The sequence below is a fragment of the Amycolatopsis tucumanensis genome, assembly GCF_021654135.1.
GTDB lineage: Bacteria > Actinomycetota > Actinomycetes > Mycobacteriales > Pseudonocardiaceae > Amycolatopsis_E > Amycolatopsis_E tucumanensis.
In genome coordinates this window covers 20,115-42,529 of sequence record NZ_JAKGSD010000003.1, presented here as the reverse complement: position 1 = coordinate 42,529, position 22,415 = coordinate 20,115, and the positions used below count along the sequence as shown (strand labels likewise).

The 22,415-nt window shown below is 72.7% G+C and carries 21 protein-coding genes; 9 read left to right on the top strand and 12 right to left on the bottom strand.

Annotation, left to right across the window (positions count from 1 at the left end; translation table 11 throughout):
• The 4 genes from L2C96_RS05295 to L2C96_RS05280 form a co-directional block, all read right to left on the bottom strand.
• Positions 1–990, bottom strand: coding sequence for a sugar phosphate isomerase/epimerase family protein (locus L2C96_RS05295; RefSeq protein WP_237335371.1), 990 nt, complete (start codon positions 988–990; stop codon positions 1–3).
• A gap of 81 nt (positions 991–1,071) precedes the next feature.
• Entirely contained in the window at positions 1,072–1,737 is a 666-nt protein-coding gene (locus tag L2C96_RS05290) for a TetR/AcrR family transcriptional regulator (RefSeq protein ID WP_237335370.1), read from the bottom strand.
• Between the two features lie 44 nt (positions 1,738–1,781).
• Positions 1,782–2,261: a flavin reductase family protein gene (locus tag L2C96_RS05285; protein ID WP_123683013.1), complete on the bottom strand. Its 480-nt coding sequence runs from the start codon at positions 2,259–2,261 to the stop codon at positions 1,782–1,784.
• Positions 2,258–3,649 carry an MFS transporter gene (locus L2C96_RS05280; protein ID WP_237335369.1) on the bottom strand — a complete coding sequence of 464 codons (1,392 nt, stop codon included), beginning with the start codon at positions 3,647–3,649 and terminating at the stop codon, positions 2,258–2,260. The genes L2C96_RS05285 and L2C96_RS05280 overlap by 4 nt, the downstream gene beginning before the upstream one ends.
• A gap of 858 nt (positions 3,650–4,507) precedes the next feature.
• On the opposite strand from L2C96_RS05280, the gene L2C96_RS05275 reads away from it, so the two are divergent.
• The 5 genes from L2C96_RS05275 (at position 4,508) to L2C96_RS05255 (ending at position 9,288) form a co-directional block, all read left to right on the top strand.
• Positions 4,508–5,869, top strand: a complete 1,362-nt coding sequence (locus tag L2C96_RS05275; protein WP_237335368.1) for an MFS transporter — start codon at positions 4,508–4,510, stop codon at positions 5,867–5,869.
• A 43-nt stretch (positions 5,870–5,912) separates the two neighbouring features.
• On the top strand, positions 5,913–6,851 hold the full coding sequence (locus L2C96_RS05270) for a sugar phosphate isomerase/epimerase family protein (protein WP_237335367.1): 939 nt from the start codon (positions 5,913–5,915) through the stop codon (positions 6,849–6,851).
• A complete protein-coding gene (locus L2C96_RS05265; protein WP_237335366.1) occupies positions 6,848–7,792 on the top strand; it encodes a sugar phosphate isomerase/epimerase family protein in 945 nt (314 codons plus the stop codon). The genes L2C96_RS05270 and L2C96_RS05265 overlap by 4 nt, the downstream gene beginning before the upstream one ends.
• 14 nt (positions 7,793–7,806) lie before the next feature.
• Positions 7,807–8,583 carry a TIM barrel protein gene (locus L2C96_RS05260; RefSeq protein WP_237335365.1) on the top strand — a complete coding sequence of 259 codons (777 nt, stop codon included), beginning with the start codon at positions 7,807–7,809 and terminating at the stop codon, positions 8,581–8,583.
• A gap of 177 nt (positions 8,584–8,760) precedes the next feature.
• Complete coding sequence (locus L2C96_RS05255; RefSeq protein ID WP_237335364.1) at positions 8,761–9,288, top strand: hypothetical protein; 528 nt, start codon at positions 8,761–8,763, stop codon at positions 9,286–9,288.
• A 537-nt stretch (positions 9,289–9,825) separates the two neighbouring features.
• Here the strand turns inward: L2C96_RS05255 and L2C96_RS44320 are convergent.
• From L2C96_RS44320 to L2C96_RS05245, 3 genes are all read right to left on the bottom strand, one after another.
• Positions 9,826–9,960, bottom strand: coding sequence for a hypothetical protein (locus tag L2C96_RS44320; protein WP_272882062.1), 135 nt, complete (start codon positions 9,958–9,960; stop codon positions 9,826–9,828).
• Between the two features lie 134 nt (positions 9,961–10,094).
• A complete protein-coding gene (locus L2C96_RS05250) occupies positions 10,095–12,452 on the bottom strand; it encodes a glycoside hydrolase family 3 protein (RefSeq protein ID WP_237335363.1) in 2,358 nt (785 codons plus the stop codon).
• On the bottom strand, positions 12,449–13,552 hold the full coding sequence (locus tag L2C96_RS05245; RefSeq protein ID WP_237335362.1) for an LLM class flavin-dependent oxidoreductase: 1,104 nt from the start codon (positions 13,550–13,552) through the stop codon (positions 12,449–12,451). Before L2C96_RS05245 ends, L2C96_RS05250 begins: the two co-directional genes overlap by 4 nt.
• 104 nt (positions 13,553–13,656) lie before the next feature.
• Here L2C96_RS05245 and L2C96_RS05240 point away from each other — a divergent pair, with 104 nt between their 5' ends.
• Complete coding sequence (locus L2C96_RS05240) at positions 13,657–14,595, top strand: LysR family transcriptional regulator (RefSeq protein WP_237335361.1); 939 nt, start codon at positions 13,657–13,659, stop codon at positions 14,593–14,595.
• Here L2C96_RS05240 and L2C96_RS05235 read toward each other — a convergent pair.
• The 3 genes from L2C96_RS05235 to L2C96_RS05225 form a co-directional block, all read right to left on the bottom strand.
• Positions 14,561–15,532: an NAD(P)H-dependent flavin oxidoreductase gene (locus L2C96_RS05235; protein WP_020423119.1), complete on the bottom strand. Its 972-nt coding sequence runs from the start codon at positions 15,530–15,532 to the stop codon at positions 14,561–14,563. The two genes, L2C96_RS05240 and L2C96_RS05235, sit on opposite strands and share 35 nt — an antisense overlap.
• A 77-nt stretch (positions 15,533–15,609) precedes the next feature.
• Positions 15,610–16,107 carry a hypothetical protein gene (locus tag L2C96_RS05230; RefSeq protein ID WP_237335360.1) on the bottom strand — a complete coding sequence of 166 codons (498 nt, stop codon included), beginning with the start codon at positions 16,105–16,107 and terminating at the stop codon, positions 15,610–15,612.
• A gap of 137 nt (positions 16,108–16,244) precedes the next feature.
• Positions 16,245–16,538, bottom strand: coding sequence for a hypothetical protein (locus tag L2C96_RS05225; RefSeq protein ID WP_237335359.1), 294 nt, complete (start codon positions 16,536–16,538; stop codon positions 16,245–16,247).
• A 49-nt stretch (positions 16,539–16,587) separates the two neighbouring features.
• Here L2C96_RS05225 and L2C96_RS05220 point away from each other — a divergent pair, with 49 nt between their 5' ends.
• Positions 16,588–18,045, top strand: coding sequence for a phospholipase D-like domain-containing protein (locus L2C96_RS05220; RefSeq protein WP_237335358.1), 1,458 nt, complete (start codon positions 16,588–16,590; stop codon positions 18,043–18,045).
• A gap of 36 nt (positions 18,046–18,081) precedes the next feature.
• Positions 18,082–18,951: an exodeoxyribonuclease III gene (locus tag L2C96_RS05215; RefSeq protein ID WP_237335357.1), complete on the top strand. Its 870-nt coding sequence runs from the start codon at positions 18,082–18,084 to the stop codon at positions 18,949–18,951.
• 51 nt (positions 18,952–19,002) lie between these two features.
• Here the strand turns inward: L2C96_RS05215 and L2C96_RS05210 are convergent, their stop codons facing one another.
• Complete coding sequence (locus L2C96_RS05210) at positions 19,003–19,593, bottom strand: TetR/AcrR family transcriptional regulator (RefSeq protein ID WP_237335356.1); 591 nt, start codon at positions 19,591–19,593, stop codon at positions 19,003–19,005.
• 84 nt (positions 19,594–19,677) lie between these two features.
• Here L2C96_RS05210 and L2C96_RS05205 point away from each other — a divergent pair, with 84 nt between their 5' ends.
• Positions 19,678–21,189 (top strand): MFS transporter, encoded by a 1,512-nt coding sequence (locus tag L2C96_RS05205; RefSeq protein ID WP_237335355.1) that lies wholly within the window; start codon positions 19,678–19,680, stop codon positions 21,187–21,189.
• Here L2C96_RS05205 and L2C96_RS05200 read toward each other — a convergent pair whose 3' ends face one another.
• A complete protein-coding gene (locus L2C96_RS05200; protein ID WP_237335354.1) occupies positions 21,190–22,308 on the bottom strand; it encodes an NDMA-dependent alcohol dehydrogenase in 1,119 nt (372 codons plus the stop codon).
• Positions 22,309–22,415: the final 107 nt, after the last annotated feature.

The following is a 22,415-nucleotide window of genomic DNA, read 5'->3' as shown; positions in this document are numbered from 1 at the left end:
TCACTCGCCGAGCAGCCGCGCCAGCATCTCCTGCTGGCGGCGCACCTGCTCGACGCTGTCGACGGGGAAGGCGTCCTGGATGTGCCGGTTGCCCTCGTACTCGCTGGACAGGTAGCCGGTGAACCCGCCGCCGGCGAGCACCGGCACGATCTCGTCGTAGGGGATGCTGTACTCGTACCCCTCGTCGGTCATCTCGTAGAACTTCGCCTGCACGTGCCCGATGAACGGCAGGTGCTCCAGCATCTCCTTCGGCTCGGTCCAGATGTAGTGGGTGGCCTGGCGCGCCAGCCCGAACTCGACCGGCCCGCCGCCGCGGTAGTTCACGATGTCCATCAGCGCGTGGGTGTCACCGTGGTCGTCGTAGGTCCGGACGATGTAGTCGACCAGCGCGGGGTCCGCGCCGTCGCGCAGGGCGCGTTCGCTGACCACGCGCGGGAACCGACGGACGTGCACACCCATGTCCGGCATCAGCCCGAGCACGTGCGGCCCGGCGCGGTGCATCACTTCGAGGTGCTCGAGGATCCACGGGTGGGAGAAGTGGAACGGCGCGTGCACTTCGAGCAGCAGCCGGACGCCGCGGTCCTCGGCGTACGGCGCGGCGGCGGCCATCACCTCGGGCGAGAAGTTGATGGTGGCCTTGACGATGCCCGCGCCCAGCCGGACGGCGATGTCGATGTCGCGGCGCACGGAGGCGACCTGCTCGTCGAGGGTGAGCCAGCGGTCGGCGTGGAGCTTGGTGTCGAGGAAGGCGTTGGTGGCGACCGGGGTCGTGCCGTAGGCGGCCATCCAGCCGTGCCACCGCTCGGCGAACTCGTCCGTCACCACCGGGTAGCCGGGGATAGACTGCTCCGGGATGATCTCGATCCCCGTGGCGCCCATGGCCGCGGCGGCGGCGACGCAGTCCTCGACGGACATGGTGCGCAGGAAGTACTCCTCCTGAAACGAGTACAGGCTCACGCCGCGGCGCGGGCGGTCGGGTGGAGCGGTCACCGGGGTTCCTCCTGGTTCAGATTCAGAATGATGATTCTAGTTTTGCGGGCGCGAAAAAGCCAGCGCCATCCGCGGGAAGTGCTAGCGCCGGCGCTTCCTGGGCGCCGGTTCCGGCTGGGTCAGGAACGCCAGCACCATCCGCGCGAGGTCGGCCAGGATGTCCGACCACTCCCCCTCGCCGGAGGCCTGCTGCGTGCTGCCCAGCGCGAGCCAGCGGGCCAGCACGCTGTACACGACGGTGAAGCTCCACTCCAGCGCGCGGTGCGGATCGGGGTGGCCGATCTCGTCCTCGCGCTGGGCGAGCGCGTCGACGAACGCGTCCCGCAGCTCCGCGTGCGCCGCACCGCCCAGCTCGGCGATCTGCGGGTCGGTGTTGGCCAGCAGCATGAACGGGCCGAGCACGGCGGCGTTGCGGCGCAACAGCTCCGCGGCCGTGCCGATGACCCGCTCGACCGCTTCGCCGAACGTCTCCCCCGCGGGGGGCTCGGTGGCGAACGCGGCGCGCTGTTCCTCGGCGATCCGCTCCATCTCACGGGCGTGCGCGGTGCGGATCAGGTCGTCCTTGCTGCTCACCCGGCCGTAGATCGACCCGGTGGACACGCCGGCGCGCTGCGCGACGTCGGCGAGGGTGAAGGAGTCCGAGCGGTGCTCGACCAGCAGGGCGATCACCGCGTCCAGCGCCTTGTCGAACGACAGCCTGCTGCGTTCCTGCTTGGGCTCCCGGACCCGGGCGTTCACGCTCTCCACGGGCCGACCGTACGGCACGCCGGTCACCGCGGGCGACACCGGGATCACGCCGGCACCGCCGCCGCGGCGTAGCGGCCGCGCAGGAACACCATCGGCTCACCCGCCGCCGGGTCGACCTCCAGCACGCGCACCCGGCCCAGCACCAGCTCGTGGTCGCCGGCCGGCTGCACGGCTTCGATGTCGCAGCCGACCCGCAGAACCGTGCCGGACAGGCGTGGCCCGTACGGCGCCGGGCCGGGCAGGCCGTGCACGGCGAACCGGTCCGGCGCCTTGCGCACGAAGTCCCGGCACAGCTCCTCCTGCCCGGCCGCGAGCACGTTCGCGCAGAACCGCCCGGTCTCCCGGATCCGCGGCCACGAGGTGCTGGCCCGGTCGGGCAGGAAACCCACGAGCGGCGGGTCCAGCGACACCGAGGTGAAGGTGCCGACCACCATCGCGATCCCGGCGCCGGCGGTGACCACGCAGACGCCGGTCGGGTAGTGGCCCAGCGCCCGCCGGAATTCGGCGCCGTCGGACGGGTTCACGTCAGTCCTCCTCCTTCGCGGGTGGCGCGGTCGATGTCCGCCGCCATCTGCTCGTGCTTGCCGTCGAGGTCCCAGAACAGCATCGTCAGCGCCTGCAACACGATCAGCAGCAGCGGGGCGCCGTAGAACATCAGGCGGATCGCGGTGAGCGCCGGGCCGGACGCCTCGCCGGGCGTGTATCCCGCGACGCCCAGCCCGTAGGCGACGGCGGCCGAGCCGACCGCCGAGCCGACTTTGGTGGCGAAGCTGATGCCCGACGAGAGCAGCCCCTCGTTGCGGGTGCCGAACCGCCACTGCTGGTACTCGACCGTGTCGGCGACCATGGTGAACATCGAGACCATCGACAGGTTGATTGCCAGCGTGCCGACGATGTAGCAGGTGAGGAACGCCGGGAAGTTGCTCTCGAGCGGGATCATCGCCGCCCAGAAGACGAACCCGACGGCCAGCGCCTGGACGTTGCCGCGCCGCTTGCCGAAGCGCCGGTAGTAGGCCGGGGCGACGAACCCGCCGACGATCATCGCGCCGGACACCAGCGGCAGCAGTACCGAGATCGCCCACGGCGCGTGCAGCACGGCGAGTGCGAAGTAGACGGTCACCGCGAGCACCATGCCCAGGCGCACGAAGTTGAGCACGCCGTAGACGAAGGTGATCTTCCAGACCTTGTTGCCCCACAACGTCCGCAGCGCCGCGCCGGGGCGGAGCGCGTCGGTCTCCGGGGGCAGGGCGTAGCGCTCCTTGCAGGCCACGAAGGTGAACACGAAGAACCCGACGGACAGCACGCTGAAGATCAGCGTCGCGATCGTCCAGCCGCGTTGCTCGTTCCCGCCGCCGAGCAGGGCCACGAACGGCGTGGTGCCCGCGGTGACGATGATCGACCCGACCGAGCTGCCGATCGCGCGCAGCCCGCCCATCTGCATGCGTTCCTGCGAGTCCCGCGTCATCATCGGCAGCAGCGAGCTGTACGGGACGTTGACCAGCGAGAACAGCAGGCCGAGCGTCAGGTAGGTGAGGAAGGCGTAGATCAGCTTCCCGGTGTCGCCGATGTCCGGGACCGTGAAGGTGAGCACGCCGAGCACGCCGAACGGGATCGACGCGAAGATCAGGTAGGGCCGCGCCTTGCCCCAGCGCGAGCGCGTGCGGTCGACCAGCACGCCGATCGCCGGGTCGATGATCGCGTCCAGCAGGCGGGCGACGAGGAACAGGGTGCCGAGCGCGGCGACCGGCACCACGGCCACGTCGGTGTAGTAGTAGAGCAGGAAGCCGCCGACCAGGTTCCAGGAGAGGTTCGAGGCGAGGTCGCCCGCGCCGTAGCCGAGCTTCTCCCGCCATCCGAGCCGGACCGCGTGTCCGGGCGTCACCCGCGGGGTGACGTCGCTGGTGATGTCCACAGTGCCGCTCCTTTGCGCACACGGCGCCGTCGTGGCGCCGGGGAAGACCCTGACCACGATGCGGCACGACCCCATGGTAAAGGAAATTCATAGTTCGGATTCTGCTTATCCACGGAAGCGATGTCGCGCGCTTGACCTGGGGAAATGTCCTGTTGGGCCCGCTGGGACGCGGTGCCGGTGGTGCATAATCCCGGCGACGGCGGGGTGTGCCCGCGAGCCGCCCGTCGGGGAGCCGCCCCCTCCCCGCGCCCGGTCGCCGCCGTCGCTGCCAGGGAGTCGTCCGTGTCTCTCGCCCCGCTTCGGGCGCTGTTCAGCCGCCTCGCCGCGCCGCCGCTACCGGAGGGCGCCGCCCGCCGCGCAGGGGCGCGGCGCCGTGCCGCCGCCCCGCAACGGGCACCAAGCGCCGTTCACCCACCTCGCCGCACCCGCCCGCCGCCCGCGGGCTTTCCCGCGCCCCCACCTCACATCGGTCACCCACCTCGCCGCGCCCCGCCACCCAAGGCCTCCTCCATGCCCACCGGGCACCTCGCGGAGGTCGCGCCCCGCCGCGCGCCCGCGGGACGCGGTGCCCCCACCCCACGGCGGGCACCGCGCGGAGATCACCCGCCGCCCGTCTGCCCGGCACCGCGCCCCCACCCCACACACCACCCACCTCACCGCACCCCGCCACCCAAGGCCTCCTCCGTGCCCACCGGGCACCTCGCGGAGGTCGCGCCCCACCGCGCGCCCGCGGGACGCGGTGCCCCCATCCCACGGCGGGCGCCACGCGGAGGCCGCCCAGCCGCCTGTCGGCGCGGTGCCGCGTCCCCACCCCACACACCACCCACCTCACCGCATCCAGCCATCCCAGGGAGTCCCGTGCCCCTCGCCCCACCCCGCACCAGGCGTCGCGCGTTGTTCGGCTGCCTCGTGCTCGTCACGGCGCTCGGTGCGCTCGACCAGACGATCGTCGCCACCGCGCTGCCCTCGATCGTCGCCGAACTGGGTGCGCCCTCGCGCGTCTCGTGGGTCGTCACCGCGTACGCGCTGGCGCTGACCGACGCGATGCCGGCCGCCGGCGCGCTCGGCGACCGCTTCGGCCACCGCCGGGTGCTGGCCCTCTCGATCGCGGTGTTCGTGGCCGCGTCCGCCGCCTGCGGGTTCGCCGGCGACGTCGGCCTCCTGGCCGCCGCGCGGCTGGCGCAGGGCCTCGGCGGCGCCGGCCTGCTGGTGCTGCCGCAGGCCGTGGTGGCCGGCGCCGTGCCCGCCCGCGAGCGCGCCGCGTTCCTCGGGCCGCTCGGCGCCGTGTACGCGATCGCCACGGTCGCCGGTCCCCTGCTCGGCGGCTGGCTCACCGACGCCACGTCCTGGCGCTGGGTCTTCTGGCTCAACCTGCCGCTCGGGGCCGCGGCGGCCGTGCTCGTCCGGACCGCCGTCCCGGCCGGCCGCGGCCACGCCGGGCGGGCGCGGTTCGACACGCTCGGCGCGGTCCTGCTCGCCACCGCGGCCACCGGGCTCGTCCTGGTCACCACGGCGGCCGCCGAAACCGGCTGGAACGCGGCCACCACAACGGGAGCGGCGCTCACCGCACTCGCCGGCGCAGCAGCTCTCGGCTGGGAGCGGCGGGCCGCGACCCCGGTCCTCCCGGTGGCGCTGTTGCGCGACCGCACCGTGCGGTTGTGCTGCGTGCTGGCACTGGCCGGCGGGATCGGCCTGTTCGGCGTGCTGGCCTACGTGCCGACATGGGTGCAGGAGGTGTACCGCACCTCGGCGACCACCTCGGGGCTCCTGCTGTTGCCGGTCACCGCCGGGATCGTCGCCGGGGTCAACGTCTCAGGGTTCGTGGTGCGCCGCTGGGGTGCGTGGCGCCCGTTCCCCGTCGCGGGGTGCGCGTTGTCCGGCAGCGCGGCCGCGGCACTGGCGTGGACCAGCGCGGCGCCGCTGCCAATCGTCGCGGCCCTGCTCGCGCTGCTGGGCCTGGGCACCGGGCTGTTCATGCAGATCGTCGTCGTGGTGGCGCAGCACGCGGGCGGCCCGCGGGTGGTCGGCGCGGTCACGGCCGGACTGGCCTTCGTGCGGGAAACCGGGGTCACCGTCGGCGCCGCCGTGCTCGGCGCCCTGGTCGCCCGGGCGGCAGGAGGTTCGTACGCGCCGGTCTTCACCACCACGGCGGCATGCTTCGCCGCCGGCCTGCTGTGCGCCCTCGCCCTCCCACGACGATTACTAGAATCAAAATGCTGATTATGTTTCAATGGCAGTCCCGACCTTCTGGAGTTGATCGACGATGACCGCGCTCCGCTGGAGCTACATGGACCACTGGCGGGCCGACAGCCCGCGCGGGCCCGTGACGCAGTACACCGCCCGCCGCCACATGGACGACTTCGTCAAGCAGATCAGCGCGGTCGGGTTCGAGGGCCTGGACATGTTCGACTTCCAGGTCTTCGCGCTGAGCGGCATGTTCGGCTCGGTCGCGAACTACCAGGACTACCTGCGCGACCACGGCATCGACAGGATCGTGAACCTGTTCCGCGGCATCATGTACGACCCGCGCCTGGCCGATCCGCACGTGCGCGAAACCCACGACGAGATCGTCGAGAGCACACGCCGGATGCTGGGGATGTGGCAGGCGCTGGAGATCGAGAACCTCATCGTGATGCCGGCGAGCCTCTACACCGCGGCGGCGCCGGTCACCGACGACAAGATCAAGGCCGCGGCGGAGTGCTGGAGCCGCGTCGGCGAGATGACGCTGACCGAGTTCGGCGTGCGGACGACCGCGCACCACGAGTTCTTCTGCGCGATCCGCACCGAGTCCGACATCCGCAAGTTCTACGACTGGTCGGACCCGCGGTACGTCAGCTTCTTCTGCGACACCGCGCAGCACTGCATCGCCGGGCTCGACCCGGTCGCGTTGTTCCTGGACCTGCACGAGCGCTGCTCCGGATTCCACTTCAAGGACACCCGCCAGGTCGACACCACCGACGCGTACCGGCACAGCCCGGACGCCGAGCTGATGGCGCCGCAGACCGACCGCTGGTTCCACGAGATGGGCACCGAAGGCGGGCTGGTCGACTTCCCGCGCCTGATGCGGGCGATCCGCGACACCGGCTACACCGGCTGGATCACCGTCGAGCACGACAAGGCCAACATCGGTGGCGACTACGCCGAGGCCACCGCCCTGTCCATGTGGTACGCCCGCAACGTCCTCTCGGAGATCTGCGCATGACCATCCGCCTCGGCTACGCCATCAACCAGTGGAAACCGAACTTCGACGACTTCACCCGCCCCGAACAGCACCGGCGCGCGCTGAAGGTGATCGCCGCGTGCGGCTTCACCGGCGTGGAACTGCGGGCGGGCACCGGCCGGTGGGACCCGCTGGGCCGCCCCTCCTCCATCGCGGCGACCTACGGTTCCACCACCGCCTTCCTCGACCTCGTGCGGGAGATCGGCCTGCGGGTGTGCTCGTACTACGTCGATCCCGGTGAGCCGGTGGACGAGGAGCTCAGCCGCGGCCGGTCCATTCTGGACACCGGTCAGCACGCCGCGATCGTGGAGTCGCTGCGGCCGTTCGCGGAGTTCCTCGCCGAGGCCGGGGCCGACCGGCTGGTGGTGCGGGCGCTGCCAGAGCACGGCGCGCTGACCGACGGGCGTCTCGGCGACGCGGCGGACGGGTGGAACGCGGTCGGCGCGATGGCGGCGAAGTCCGGCGTCCGGGTGTCGCTGCACGTGGACTGCCTGTCCGCGGCGGCCGACGAGAAGGTCCTGGCGGAGCTGCTGGACGGCACCGACCCCGGCCTGGTGGGCCTGACCGTGGACACCGCCGAACTCACCGTCGCCGGCCTCGACCCGGTGCACGTGCTGTCCGGCAACCTCGACCGCGTGGACCACCTGCACCTCAAGGACACCCGCTACGTCGACGAAGCCGGTGAGCGGCTGGCCCCGCACGCCGCGGCGAGCATGCTCGCCGAAGGCGGCGCGCGGGAGATCGACCGCTGGTTCTACGAATGCGGCACGCGCGGCGGGCTGGTCGACTTCCCCGCCGTCGCCGCCCTGCTGCGCGAGTGGTCGGGCTGGGCGGTGTTCGAGAGCGAGCAGACGCCCAACCCGGCACGCAGCGCCATGCTCAACGGCTGGTACGCCCGCCGCCTGTTCGACCCCAACCGCTGATCGAGGGAGATCCCGTGTCACTGCCCCTGTCCGTCAACGTCGAACTGCTGTTCCGGGAGACCGGCGACGACATCGGCGACCGCATCCGCGCCGCGGCCGACCACGGCTTCGGCGTGGTGGAGATCTGGTCGCACAGCGACAAGGACCTCGACCGCGTGGAGAAAGCGCTCTCCGACACCGGCACCACGCTGCACACGATGCTCGTCGAGGGACGGCTCACCCTCGCCGACCCCGGGACGCACGAGGCGTTCGTCGGTCACGTCCGCGCCGCCGCGGAGGTGGCGAACCGCCTGGGCTGCACCCGGATCGTGACCGGCTCCGGGGTCGGCCTGCCGTACCGGAAGCGGGCCGTGCAGCACGGCATCGTCGTCGAGGCGCTGAAGGCGGGCGCGGACGTCGCGGCCGAGCACGGCGTGACGATCGTGCTGGAGAACCTGAACACCCGCGTCGACCACCCGGGCACCCTGTTCGACACCACGGCCGAGTGCGTCGCCGCGGTGCGCGCGGTCGGCTCGCCCGGGCTGGCCCTGCTCTACGACGCCTACCACTCGCTGCAGATGGGCGAGACGCCCGCGCGGGAACTGGACGGCGCGATCGACGTCGTGTCGCACGTGCAGATCGCGGACCTGCCGGACCGCGGCGAGCCGGGCAGCGGCACCGTCGACTGGGCCGCGCGGCTGCGGGAGCTGCGGCAGCTGGGCTACGCGGGACCGTTCGGTCTGGAGTACGTGCCGACGACCGGTTCGGCGGACTCGCTGCGGGCTATCACGGAGATCGCCGCCGCGCTCTGACGTGGCGCGGCCGGGTGGCCGTTGCGCCATCCGGCCGCACTACTTGCGCCGCCCGCGCCACCCGCGCTGGTCCACAAAGGACCGGATTCGGGGCGCGGTATCGTTCGGCTCCCCCAACCGGAGTTCGAGCGGAGAAGTCCCATTTCCAGGTATGACAGAACCGGCCGCGGGCCGGGCGTGCGCAGGGTGCTCGGTGTCGCGGCGGGAGTCGCGCTGGTCTTCGGCCTGACGGCGTGCGGTGACGGCGGTCAGGCGCAGATCGTCCCGCCGGCGGCAGCCAAGCCTTCGCTGGAGGCGGAGGTGGCCGCCACGACGCCGGCCGTCGCCACCGCGGCCTGGGTGTCCGCGGTGCTGGAGAACCGGTACGACGCGGCGTGCGAGCTGATGGTCGACGAGGGCACGGAACCGCCGCAGCGGGTGAGCCCGGAGATGTGCACCCAGGCCCGCTCGACGCTCGACGGCCTGCGCGAGGCGTGGCGGAAGGACGTCGTGACGCTGCCCGCGCAGGTCACGGTCGCCGACATCACGCCGCAGGGCCAGACCGCGCTGGTGCCGGACACGGACGTGCACGTGAACGGGCACTCGCTGCGGGACCTGCAGCTGATCGGCGCCACCGGCGGTGGGTCGTTCCAGCTCAACCTCGCGCTGCGGCAGCTGGGAGCGGCCTGGTTCGTCAGCGACGTGAACATGAGCTTCGGCGGCTGACCGGCCGGAGCGAGTCCCATCGCGGATCCACCGGTGCGGCGCCGCGGTGGAAGCGGCGAACTCCGGCTTGCTCTTGGCGATGTGGCTGTGCAACCCGTGCGCAAAGGCCAGCCCCGCAACCCATGCGCATGGCCGAGCGATTGTGCCGTCGATGCTTCGGCGGCTGACCGCGGAGCGAGGCCGACCGCGAGTTCCGCCGCGGATTCCACCAGTGCGCCGCCCGCCGTGGAGGCGGCCTGCTTCTCGGCGATGCACTGGTGCGCCCCGTGGGCGAACGTGCCGGCCCTTCGCAGCCCTGCGCGGGGCCGAGGGATCTGCTGTCGACGGCGGCTGACCGGCCGGAGCGAGTCCCATCGCGGATCCACCGGTGCGGCGCCGCGGTGGAAGCGGCGAGCTCCGGCTTGCTCTTGGCAATGTGGCTGTGCAACCCGTGCGCAAAGGCCAGCCCCGCAACCCATGCCCATGGCCGAGCGATTGTGCCGTCGATGCTTCTGCGGCTGACCGGCGGTGGTGGGGGCGGCTTCCCCACCACCGCTGTCACCACTCCCGCGTCAGCTTCTGCATGATCTCCTCCGCCGAACGGCCCACGAGCACCTCATGCCCACCCAGCGGCACCACCCACCCACCACCGCACCACCGCTGCCACACCCGCTCCCCCAAAGCGACCACCACCCCGGCGTCTCCCCCGGCTCCAACCACACCCCGGCAAAGCCCCCAGCCGCGCATCCGCGCGCACGTAGACCTGCACCACCTCGCGGCGGCTGACCGCCGGCGGTGGGGGACGCCGATCCCCCCACCACCCGCTGTCACCACTCCCGCGTCAGCGTCTGCGTGATCTCCTCCGCCGAGCGGCCCACGAGCACCTCATGCCCACCCGGCGGCACCACCCACCCGCCACCGCACCAGCGCTGCCACACCCGCTCCCCCAAAGCGACCACCACCCCGGCCGTCTCCCCCGGCTCCAGGCGCACCCCCGCGAAGCCCGCCAGCCGCACATCCACCTCGCCCGGCGCGCGCACGTAGACCTGCACCACCTCGCGGCCGCGGCGCTGGCCGGTGTTGGTCACGTCCAGCCGCACCAGGTCGCCGTCCACCCGGGCTGGGCCGAAGCGGAACGTCGTGTAGCCGAGCCCCGAGCCGAACGCGAACCGCGCCCGCCTCCCGGTTCGGGCCAGGTGCCGGTATCCGGTGGGCTCCGCGGCGCGGTAGTCGCGGCGCAGGTCCGCGTCCAGCGTCTCGCCGTGCGTGGACCGGTCCTCGTCGCGCAGCGGGACCGTGACCGGCATCCGGCCGCCGGGTTCGTCGTCGCCCGCGAGGACCCTCGCCAGCGCGTCGCCGAACCCCTGCCCGCCGAACCAGCCCTGCAGCACCGCGCCGACGTCGCCGGCCCACGGCGCGTCGACCGGCCGTCCGGCGTTGAGGACCACCACGGTCCGCGGGTTGACGCGGCCCACCTCGCGGATCAGCTCCTGCTGCGCCTCCGGCAGCGCCGAGGTCGCCAGATCCCGGCTCTCGCGCGAAGTCTCCAGCTCGTCCCCGACCACGAGCACCACCGCATCGGCCGCCGCCGCCGCCTGCCGCGCACGGGCCAGCGCCCCCGGTTCCGGCGGCGGGGTGCACGACACCGTCAGCGCCTGCACCCGGCTGCCCGCCGACGTCATCTCGGCGACCACGGTCACCGGCTCCCCGGCGCGCAGCTCGATCCCGGCGCCGGTGGTCTCCGCCCGCGCGACCTGCCCCATCACGTCGTCCGGCGCGGGAGCCGGCCGCGAAGCGAGGACCACACCGTCGACAGCTAACACAGCGGCACCCGAACCGCCCGCGCCGAACGTCCACCGCCCCCCGACCTCAGGCCTGAACACGGCGGTCAGCCGCAGCACTCCCGGCTCGGTCGTCGGCCCCGCGCCGGGCACCTCGCCGAACCAGATGAAAGCGCTGTCACCACGCATCTCGGACAGCACCAGGTCACCACCGCGGAAGTGCTCCAGCAGCACACCCGGCCGCCCGTCCGGAGTGGACACGTCGAAGGCGCCCAGCGTCGCCGCCGGGACGCTGTCCACCCCGCGTTCGTGCGTCACCGCACCGGGAAAGCGCTTGCGCAGCGCATCGAGTGGCGTGGTGGCGCCGCCCTCGGGCCGGATCCGGCCGAACGTCGCGCCCTGGTAGCAGGGCCGGTCCGCGTTCGGCCCCATCACCGCCAGCCGGACGCCCGGCTCCAGCGGAAGCACGCCGTCGTTGCGGCACAACACGAACGACGCCACGGCCGCGTCGGTCAGCACCTGGCGAGCGTGCTCCGGCGGCATCGCGGGCGCGGTGACCTGGCGGCTGCTACCCTCCAGCGCGCCCACCCGGCCGGCCAGCCGCAGCAGCCGCGTCACCGCGTCGTCGAGCCGTTCCCGCGGCACCTCCCCGCGCTCCACCGCCTCGGCCAAGCGCACGCCGAAGTGGATCGCGGGGCCCGGCATCTCCAGGTCGAGCCCGGCGAGCGCGGGGCCGAGGGTCTCGTGCAGGGCGAAGTAGTCGGACACCACGAGCCCGTCGAAACCCCACTCCTCCTTCACAATCGCCAGCAGTTCCGCGTGCGCGGCGCAGGGCGTGCCGTTCAGGCGGTTGTAGGCGGCCATCAACGCCCACGCGCCGGCGCGCACCGCGTGCTCGAACGGCCGCAGGTACACCTCGCGCAGGGCGGTGTCGTCGACGTCGGCGCTCATCCGCTGCCGTTCGGTCTCGGTGTCGTTGCACACCAGGTGCTTCGGCACCGCGGCGACGCCCTGTCCCTGCAAGCCTTCGACGAAGGCCGCGCCGAGCACCCCGGCCAGCAGCGGGTCCTCCGACAGCATCTCGAACGTCCGACCGGACAGCCCGGTGCGCGCCAGGTTGAGGTTGGGCGCGTACACGGCGTCGAAGCCGCGGCGACGGGCCTCCGAGCCCTCGGTCGCCGCGACCGCGCGCACCACGTCCGGGTCCCAGGTCGCGCCCAGCGCGATGCCGCTGGGCAGCAGCAGCGACGTCTCCCGCTCGTCGAAGGTCGGGCTGACCAGGCCGAGCGGGCCGTCGACCAGGTGGACCGGACGCAGCCCGGCGGCGGGTTCGGCCGGGGTGCGGTACCCGGTCTCCCCCGCCGTCAACGCCGCCTTGCGCGCCGTGTCCAGCGCGCCGGTCACGCCGCGGCCCGGAAGCGGGGCATGACGCGCGTGGCGAACAGCTCCATGGACCGCCGGCCGAACGCGACGCGCTCCGGGGTCAGCGGGCCGCCGAGGAAACCGCCCAGCACGTTGCCGATCCCGATGCCCTGAATCTCGCGCAGGTGCTCGGTGACGGTTTCCGGGCTGCCCCACAGGCACCAGGTCCGCTGGTAGCCGGGCTTGCGGGCGTCCGGCGGCGGGGGCAGCGCCACGCCGGTGATCCGCTCGGCGGCCGCGTTCGCGACGTGCTCGCGCTCGATCGCCTCCTGGTACTGCTCCATCAGCAGCTGCAGCTCCTCCTCGGCCTGCTCGTCGGTCTCGGCGAGGTGCACGTGCTGGTAGGTGTGCGTGGTCCACTCCAGCGCGCGGGCGACGCGGGCCTCGTCGTGCCCGGCCGCTTCGAGGGCTTCGCGGTAGGCCTGGAAGTAGCGGCGCAGGTGCTCCAGCGGGCGGCCGTCGTCGATGGTCGGCGGGGTGAAGGCGAGGATGAACGCGGGCTGGGCCTTGTCCGCGGCGCGCTGCGTGCTCGACGGGCGGGCGGCGACCGACATCAGCTGCGGGCCGTCCGCGGAGTAGGGCGCGGGCACGATCCGCGAGACGACCGAACCGCGGTAGTGCCCGTTGTCGAACTCGACCGGCGGGTCGGAGATCTTCTTGGCCCACAGGCGTTCCACGATCTCCAGATTGGACACCGACAGCCGCGCGGTGTCCTTGTAGTCGATGCCGAGGCCGATCATCTCCTCGGGTGTGGTCCCGCTGCCGGTGCCGACGAGGACCTTGCCGTCGGTGAGCTGGTCGATGAGGTTGAGCCGCTCGGCGAAGCGCACCGGGTGGTGCAGCGGGATGGTCTGCACGGAGAACCCGAAGTGCAGACGGGGCAGCTTCGCGGCGAGGTAGGCGGCGAACACCACCGGGTCGCTGGCCGGTGGCGCGTAGCCGGTGAAGTGGTGGTCGGGCAGGAAGACGGCGTCGAAACCGAGCCGTTCGGCCTCCACCGCGTGGTCGACCATCGCCTCGATGACGGGCCGGTCGTCCGCCGGGCCTGCGGACCGGGTGGTCAGGAACGCGGAGAAGTGCACGGCGACCTCCAGTGGTCGGTCAAAATAAATTCAGAATCTTGATTCGGATTTTTAGCGTAGACTGCTCCGCGTCCCCGGGTCAACGGCGAGCGAAGAGGGAGACGATGAACCTCACGAACCTGGACCTGAACCTGCTCGTCCCCCTCGACATGTTGTTGCGGGAGAAGAGCGTCACGCGCGCCGCCGCCCGGCTCGGGCTCAGCCAGCCCGCGCTGAGCTCGTCGCTGGCGCGGTTGCGGCGGCACTTCGGCGACCAGCTGCTTGTCCGCAAGGGCAACGCCTACGAGCTGACACCGCTGGCCGCGCAGCTGCGACCGCGCGCGGAGGCGGCGCTGACCGGGGTCCGGCAGGCGTTCAGCCGCCACCCGGGGTTCGACCCGGCGACCTCGGACCGGGAGTTCCGGATCCTCGGGTCGGACTACGTGATGGCCGTGCTGGGCGGCGCGGTCGGCGCGATCCTCGACGAGCGCGCGCCGGGGATGCGCCTGCGGTTCGAGCCCGCCTCACCGCCGGTCGTCGAGCAGGCGCCGGAGAGCCTGCGCGGGGCCGACGCGGTGCTGTTGCCGCACGGGTTCCTGCACGGCGTCCCGCACCTGGACCTGTTCTCCGACACCTGGTGCTGTGTCGTGGCGACGGCGAACGAGCAGGTCGGCGACGCCCTGACGATGGACGACCTGCGGAAGCTGCCGTGGGTGTTCACCTACCTGTCCGCGACCGCGTTCACCACCGTCGCGCGGCAGCTGCAGGCGCTCGGGATCGAACCGCGGGTGACCGCCGTCGTGGAGAGCTTCCTCGCGCTCCCCCACCTGGTCGCGGGCACGGACCGGATCGGGCTGATCCAGGGCCACCTCGCGGCGCGGCTGTCCGGTTTGGACGGTGTGCGGGTCCTGCCGTGCCCGTTCGAGCCCGTGCCGCTCGTGGAGGCGCTGTGGTGGCACCCGGCGCACGAGGACGACCCGGAGCACCGCTGGATGCGGGAAGTGTTCGGCGAGGCCGGGCGCGCCCTGCCTAGCGCAGCACCCCCGCCAGCCGGCCGGCGATGAGCTCGCGCGCCTCGGTGACGATGCGCTCGATCAGCTCGGCGACGGTGGGCACGTCGTTGATGATGCCCTGCACCATGCCCGCCGACCAGATGCCCAGTTCCAGGTCGCCGTCTTCGAAGACCTTGCGGCCACGGGCGCCGGCGACCAGGTCGCGCACGTCCTCGAACTTCCCGCCCCGGTCCAGGATGCCGACCACCTCGCGGGAGACGGAGTTGCTCGCCACGCGGGCGGTGTTGCGCAGCGGGCGGAAGATCAGCTCGGTGTCCCGCTCGGTGGCGGCGACCAGCTGCGCCTTGACGTTGTCGTGGACCGGGGCTTCGGCGGTGGCGAGGAAGCGGGTGCCCATGTTGATGCCGTCCGCGCCCAGCGCCAGCGCCGCCACCAGCCCGCGCGCGTCGCCGAACCCGCCCGAGGCGATCATCGGGATGGTGATCTTCTCCGCGGCGGCCGGGATCAGCACCAGGCCGGGGATGTCGTCCTCACCGGGGTGGCCGGCGCACTCGAAGCCGTCGATGGAGATGCCGTCCACGCCCAGCTCCTGGGCCTTCACGGCGTGGCGGACGCTGGTGCACTTGTGCAGCACCTTGACCCCGCCCGCGCGGAAGGCGGGCAGGTGCTCGGCCGGGTTGAAGCCCGCGGTCTCCACGACCGGGACCCCGGACTCGACGATCACGTCGCGGTACTCGGCGTACGGCGGCGGGTTGATCGAGGGCAGGATGGTCAGGTTGACGCCGAACGGCTTGTCGGTCAGCTCCCGGCAGCGCGCGATCTCCTTCGCCAGGTCCTCCGGAGTCGGCTGGGTGAGCGCGGTGAGGAACCCGAGGCCGCCCGCGTTGGCGACGGCCGAGGTCAGCTCCGCGCGGCCCACCCACTGCATCCCGCCCTGCACGATCGGGTACTCCACCCCGAAGACGTCGCAGAACCGCGTGCGCACCATTGCGTCAGCCCCTTCCGGTGTCCTGAGAGAGCCGACGATAACGCGGCTGAACGAGCGCTAGGTATGGGCCGTGAAGTTCATCTCCTTGAGCCGGAAGGCTTGACAGGCTCCCAGCGGCTGAAGGCGAACGGCGGCCAGCCGAGGTCCACGGTGATCCACCGGAACGGCGGGCTGGTGTTGATGCGCAGCTCCTCGTGGAACGGAACCCGGCGGAAGCGGTAGCCCGCGGTCAGGACGGCGATGGCGTGGTCGGCCAGTTCCACCTCCGACAGCCAGGACCGCTGCCTGCGGTCCCCCGCCCACCGCGCCGGCAGCTCGTCCGGCTCGCCGTCGAATTCGTAGAGCACGCTGACACCGCCAACCCGGTCCACCGACAGGAAACCCTGGCCCTCCTCGCACGTCACGACCAGAACGGGGCTCGCCGGGCCGGGTGGCGCGAACCGGATCTCCTGCTGCACATCCGTTCCGGGGCTCGCCCGCCGCCCCTGGACGCCAGTGCGCTCCTCGACGAGCGCCGCGATCGCCTCGGCCCAGCGGCGCGCTCGCGCGGCCAGTTCGGCGCTACCGGAGGTCATCGGCCAGCCGCCGGAGCACCTGGTCCGCCACCTCGCCGAGCGGGACCACCTCCACACAAAACCGCTGCCACGTTCCCGACGCGGTGCGCCACCCGACGGCACCGGCGATCGCCTCGGCCCAGCCAGGTGCGCCCCCACTATCCGACATCACCGGCCAACCGCCGGAGCACGTGGTCCGCCACCTCACCCAGCGGGACGACCTCCTCGAATCGGCCCTGCTCGTCCTCGAACGCCAGCGCCTCCGGCTGGGGCGCCGCGATCGCGTCGAGTTCCGCGTCGCCCGCGCGGAAGGTGATCCACCAGTGCCACGGCGCGCTCGGGGGCGGCTCCACCGCGGGTTCGACCTCGATCACCACCCGGTGGCCGCGCGCCTCGAACGCCGCGGACCACGTTTCTTCCCAACTGCGCAGCGCCTCCCGTTGCCGCTTCATCCGCCAATCTTGCCCGGCGAACCCGCCCGATCTGTAGTGACATTGAAGGATGACGACGTTCCGCTCACTCCTGGACAAGGTGGACGAACGACTCGGCGACGGGCTGGAGCACGCGCTCTGCGCCCACCACGAACGCCGCCTGCGCAGGCTCGGCTGGGGCGAGGTCCTCGAACCCACCGGGACCGAGGACCGCTTCGGCGGGCGGGCCGTCACCCGGCACGGCAACCGCCTGGAGGTGCTCGTCGACGGCGAAGAAGCGCTGCCCGCCATCGCGGCCGCCATCCGCGGCGCGAAGTCCCACGTGCACATCGCCAACTGGCACGCCAGCCCGGACTTCCGGCTGACCCGCGAACCGGACGCGCCGACCCTGCGCGACCTCCTCGCCTCGACCGCCCAGCGCGGCGTGGACGTGCGCCTGCTCGTGTGGGCAGGCCCGCCGGTGCCCGCCTTCCAGCCCACCCGCGGGATGGTCCGGGCGGAGCAGCGGAAGTTCACCGAGAACACCGCCGTCCGGTGCGTCCTGGACGCCCGCGAACGGACGATGCACTGCCACCACGAGAAACTGGTCGTGGTCGACGACGAGGTCGCCTTCGTGGGCGGGGTGGACTTCACGGCGCTGGAAGGCGACCGCCACGACAGCCGCGAGCACCCGCCGGACCGGCCGATCGGCTGGCACGACCTGATGACCCGGTTGCACGGGCCGGTCGTCGCCGACGTCGCGGAGCACTTCCGGCAGCGCTGGACCGAGGTGGCCGGCGAAGAGCTGCCCAAGCCCGCGACGCCGGAACCGGCGGGCACCAGCAACGTGCAACTGCTGCGCACGGTCCCGGACAAGACCTACGCCTTCGCGCCGCAGGGCGAGTTCACGATCCTCGACGCCTACCTGCGCGCGCTGCGCTCGGCGCGACGGCTGGTGTACCTGGAGAACCAGTTCCTGTGGTCGCCGGAGATCGCGGAGGTCCTGATCGACAAGCTGTGCGACCCGCCGGACGAGAAGTTCCGCGTGGTGCTGCTGCTGCCACGCAAACCGAGCAACGGCGCGGACACCACGCGCGGCCAGCTGGGCCGGCTCCTGGACGCCGACGACGGCAACCACCGCCTGCTGGCCACCACGATCAGCAGCCACGACGGCGAGTCGTCGGCGCCGGTGTACGTGCACGCGAAGCTCGGCATCGTGGACGACGAGTGGATGACGATCGGCTCGGCGAACCTCAACGAGCACTCGCTGTTCAACGACACCGAGGTCAACGTCGCGACCGACGACCGCGACCTGATCCGCGCCACCCGGCTGCGCCTGTGGGCCGAGCACCTGAGACGGCCGGCGGCGGACCTGGACGCCGACCCCGCCGACGTCGTCGACAACCTGTGGCGCCCGATCGCCGAAGAGCAGGCCGAGCGCGAACGCCGCGGCGAGCCGCGAACCCACCGGCTGGTGCTGCTGCCCGGGGTGTCCCGCCGCGCGGAACGGCTGCAGGGCCCGCTGCGCGGCCTGCTCGTCGACGGCTGAGCCGAGGGCGGGCGCCGCGGGCGCATCCGCACTAGCGTGGGCGGCGTGCGTGTGGCGACCTGGAACGTGAACTCCGTGAAGCAGCGGGTGCCGAGGCTGCTGCCGTGGCTGGACCAGCGGCAGCCGGACGTCGTGTGCCTGCAGGAGACCAAACTGGCCGACGACGCCTTCCGCGACCTGCTCGGCGACGAGCTCGCGAACCGCGGCTACGAGACCGCACTGGCCGGTGAGCCGCGCTGGAACGGCGTCGCGATCCTGTCCCGGGTGGGCCTCGACGACGTCGTCACCGGCCTGGCCGGCGCGCCGGGCTTCCCGCACCCCGAGGCGCGCGCGGTGGCCGCGACCTGCGGCGGCGTCCGGATCCACTCGCTGTACGTGCCCAACGGCCGCACCCCCGGCTCCGACCACTACCAGTACAAGCTGGCGTGGCTGGCGGCGTTGCAGGAGGTCGTCGCGGACGGACCGGAAGCCGCGATGCTGTGCGGCGACATGAACATCGCGCCCGCCGACGCCGACGTGTTCGACCCGGCGGCCTACGAGGGCCACACCCACGTCACGCCACCCGAGCGCGCCGCGCTGGCCGCGCTGACCGGCCTGGGCCTGCGGGACGTGGTCCGGGACCGCTGGCCGCACGAGCGGGTCTTCACCTACTGGGACTACCGGGCCGGCATGTTCCACCAGGACCTCGGCATGCGCATCGACCTGGTGCTGGCCTCGGCGCCGGTGGCCGGGCGGGTGGCGGCGGCGTGGGTCGACCGGCACGCCCGCAAGGGCACCGGGCCGAGCGACCACGCCCCGGTGATCGTCGACCTGGACGAAGCCCCCGACGGCGACATCGGCCCGGTCGTGCCGCCGCCGTCCGCGCGGGGACGCAAGGGCAAGGTCACGCTGCCGCAGTCGAAGTGACTCGGTCCGCGCTGCGCCACGCCCACGCAGCGCGGACATCAGCTCCGCCGCTCAGGCACGGGCCAGGAAGTCGTCCACCAGGCGCGCGCAGAAGGCCGCGTCGCTGGGGCGCCGCAGGATCAGGGCGTTGAACAGCAGCGGGCCGACGAGCCGGGCGGCCGCGAAGTCGACGTCCTCCTCGCCGGGCAGGCAGTCGGCGAGAACCGCGTCGAACGGACGGCGGTAGGTGTCCACGACGTGCTCGCGCAGCGCGGCGAGCCTGCCGCGCTCGCCCTCGTCCGGCGCGCCCCCGCCGTCCAGGCCGATCGCGGCCATCCACACCAGCGCGGCCATCGCCGGGGCGCCCTCGATCTGTCCGGCCTGCGCCCGCACCAGGCGCAGCAGGCGCTCGCGCGGCGTGCCGCCGGCGGGCGGGTCCAGCGGTGGCAGCAGTTCGCTGAAGGCCGCCGCCAGCAGTTCGGTGTTGTTCGGGAAGTGCCGGTACAGCGTGGACCGGGCGACACCGCTGCGCGAGGTGACCGCCTCGATCGTCACCGCCCGGACGCCGCCCTCGGACAGCAGGGCGACGGCCGCGGACAGGATCGCCGAGCGCGACCGGTCCAGCCGCGGGTCACGGCGGCCCGGCACCTGCTGCGTCGTCACGGCCGGATTCTCCCAGAACTGTTTTCAGAACTGCCAGTACTGCTACGATACCGACGGTTTCGTTTCCTGTCGGAACGAGGTGGCATGCGCGTCGTCGCACGGTCCGGGCTCTCGTCGTCTTCGGCAGCGCGCCGCGCCTGGACCGTGGGCGTGATGTGCTCGGCGGTCGGCCTGGTGATCGCCATGGTCACGATCGTCAACACCGCGCTGCCCGCGCTGGCCGCGGACACCGGTGTCACGCAGGCGCAGCAGACCTGGATCGTGGACGTCTACACGCTGGTGCTGGCCGCGCTGGTGCTGCCGATGGGCGCGCTGGGCGACCGCTGCGGCCGTCGCGGCGTGCTGGTCATCGGGCTGGCGGTGTTCGCGGCAGGCTGCGCCGCTCCCCTGCTCGCCGAGTCGCCGGCCTGGCTGATCACGGCGCGGGCGCTGACCGGGTTGGGCGCGGCGATGATCATGCCCGCCACCCTGTCGATCATCAACGCGAGCTTCCCGCCCGAGCGGCGCGGGCGGGCGATCGGCATCTGGGCGGCGGTGGCCGGCCTCGGCGGTCTCGGCGGGCTGGTCATCGCCGGGTTGCTGCTGCAGCACTTCTCGTGGCATTCGGTGTTCCTCGGCCCGGCCGTGCTGTCCCTGCTGCTGGCGCTGGCCTGCGTGACGGTGCCGACCTCGCGCGAGCGGGTGCACCACCGGTTCGACTCGGCCGGCGCCGCGCTCGGCGCGCTCGCGATCGGGGCGCTGGTGTTCGGCATCCTGCGGGCGGCGGACGTGGGGTGGGCCGACGCCGAGGTGATCGTGGCGCTGGTGGCCGGTGTCGTGCTCGGCGCGGTCTTCGCATGGTTCGAGGCGCGGCACGCGGCGCCGCTGCTGGACGTGCGGCTGTTCCGCAACCGCGCCTTCGCCACCGGGTCGGTATCGGTGACCGTGCAGTTCACCGCGGCGTTCGGCGCGCTGTACGTGCTTGCGCAGTACCTGCAGCTGGTGCAGAGTTACGGGCCGCTGGAGTCGGGCCTGGTGCTGTGGCCGATCGCGGTGTCGCTGCTGCCGCTGTCGATGGCTTCGGCGCACATCGCGCAGCGGATCGGGCTGGGCGCGCTGACCTGCCTCGGGCTGGTCGTCGTGGTCGCCGGGGTGCTGCTGCTGGGCCGGCTCGGGCCGGGCAGCTCGTACGTCGAACTGGCGATCGCGGTGTGCGTGCTGGGCGGCGGGCTCGGCCTCACCGCGCCCGCGGCCACCAGCGCGATCCTGGACAACGTGCCGCCGGACAAGTACGGCGTCGCGTCGGCGGTCAACGACGCGACGCGGGAAATCGGTGCGGCGCTGGGGATCGCGCTCGCCGGGAGCGTGCTGTCGGCGACCTACACCCCGGCGGTGCGCCCGGCGACGGAGGCGCTTCCGGCGGTGGCGCGGGAGGCCGCGGACGGGTCGCTCGCCGGGGCGCTGGCGGTCGCCGAACGGCTGGGCCCGGCGGGCCGGCAGGTGGCCGACGCCGCACGGGCCGCGTTCTCCGACGGGATGTGGTTCAGCCTGCTGGCGCTGGCCGGCATCGTCGCGGCCGGCGTCGTCGCCGCCACGTGCCTGCGCCCGCCGCGCTGATCAGCTCTCGTGCAGGATGACGCCGCGGATGTTGCGCCCGGCGTGCATGTCGGCGTAGGCCTGGTTGACCTCGTCCAGCCGGTAGGTCGTGGTGATCAGCTCGTCGAGCTTGAGCGTGCCGGCCTGGTACATGCGGGCCAGCCGGGTGATCTCATAGCTCGGGGTGCCCATGCCGAAGATGACGCCCTGGATGCGTTTCTGCATCATCGACAGCGCCCACAGGTTGATCGGCAGGCCCTCGTCCTTGACGTCGCCGATGCCGGTGACCACGACGGTGCCGAACTTGCCGATCGCGTTGACCGCCTGTGCGACGTGGTCGCCGGTGGTGATGCCGACGGTCACGACGGCGGAGTGCGCGCCCTGCCCGTTGGTGACCGACCGGCCGAAGTCCGCGGCCTCGTCGATGTCGGCGAACGCGTGGGTGGCGCCGAACTCCAGGGCCTTGTCGCGCTTGAAGGCGACCGGGTCGACCGCGAGGACGTACGCGGCGCCCCGGGCGCGGGCGCCCTGCACCGCGTTCATGCCGACGCCGCCCACGCCCATCACGATCACCGTGTCGCCGGCCTTCACCTCGGCGCCGTACTCGGCCGAGCCCCAGCCGGTCGGCACCCCGCAGGAGAGCAGGGCGGCGACGTGGAACGGGATCTCCGGGTCGATCTTGGTGAGGGAGAACTCGGGCACGATCGCGTGCTGGGCGAAGGTGCCGACCATGGTCATCTGGGCGACGTCCGCGCCGTCCAGGTGGGCGCGGTAGGTGCCGTCGGCCATGCAGCCGCTCAGGGCGTACATGCCGAGGTCGCAGAGGTTGCCGCGGCCGGACGAGCAGGCCTCGCAGCGCCCGCAGGAGGGCACGAACTGCGCGACGACGTGGTCCCCGGCGGCGAGGTTGCGCACGCCCGGCCCGACCGCCTCGACGACGCCCGCGCCCTCGTGCCCGCCGATGAGGGGCAGGTGCGGCGTCGGCATGTCACCGGTGGTCGCGTGGTCGTCGGAGTGGCACAGGCCGGCCGCCGCGAAGCGGACCCGGACCTCGTGCTCCTTCGGCTCGTCCAGGTCGATGTCCACGATCTGCCACTTGCCCGGCTGTTCGAGCAGCGCGGCCGCACGGGTTCGCATCATTGCCCACCTTCACCTCTACAGACGCCGACCTGGCGAAGGTAGAACAGGTTCTAATTCGCGTCAAGCACGCCGGGCTCGACAGGAGCCCCGCGCGGGGTGACAATCCC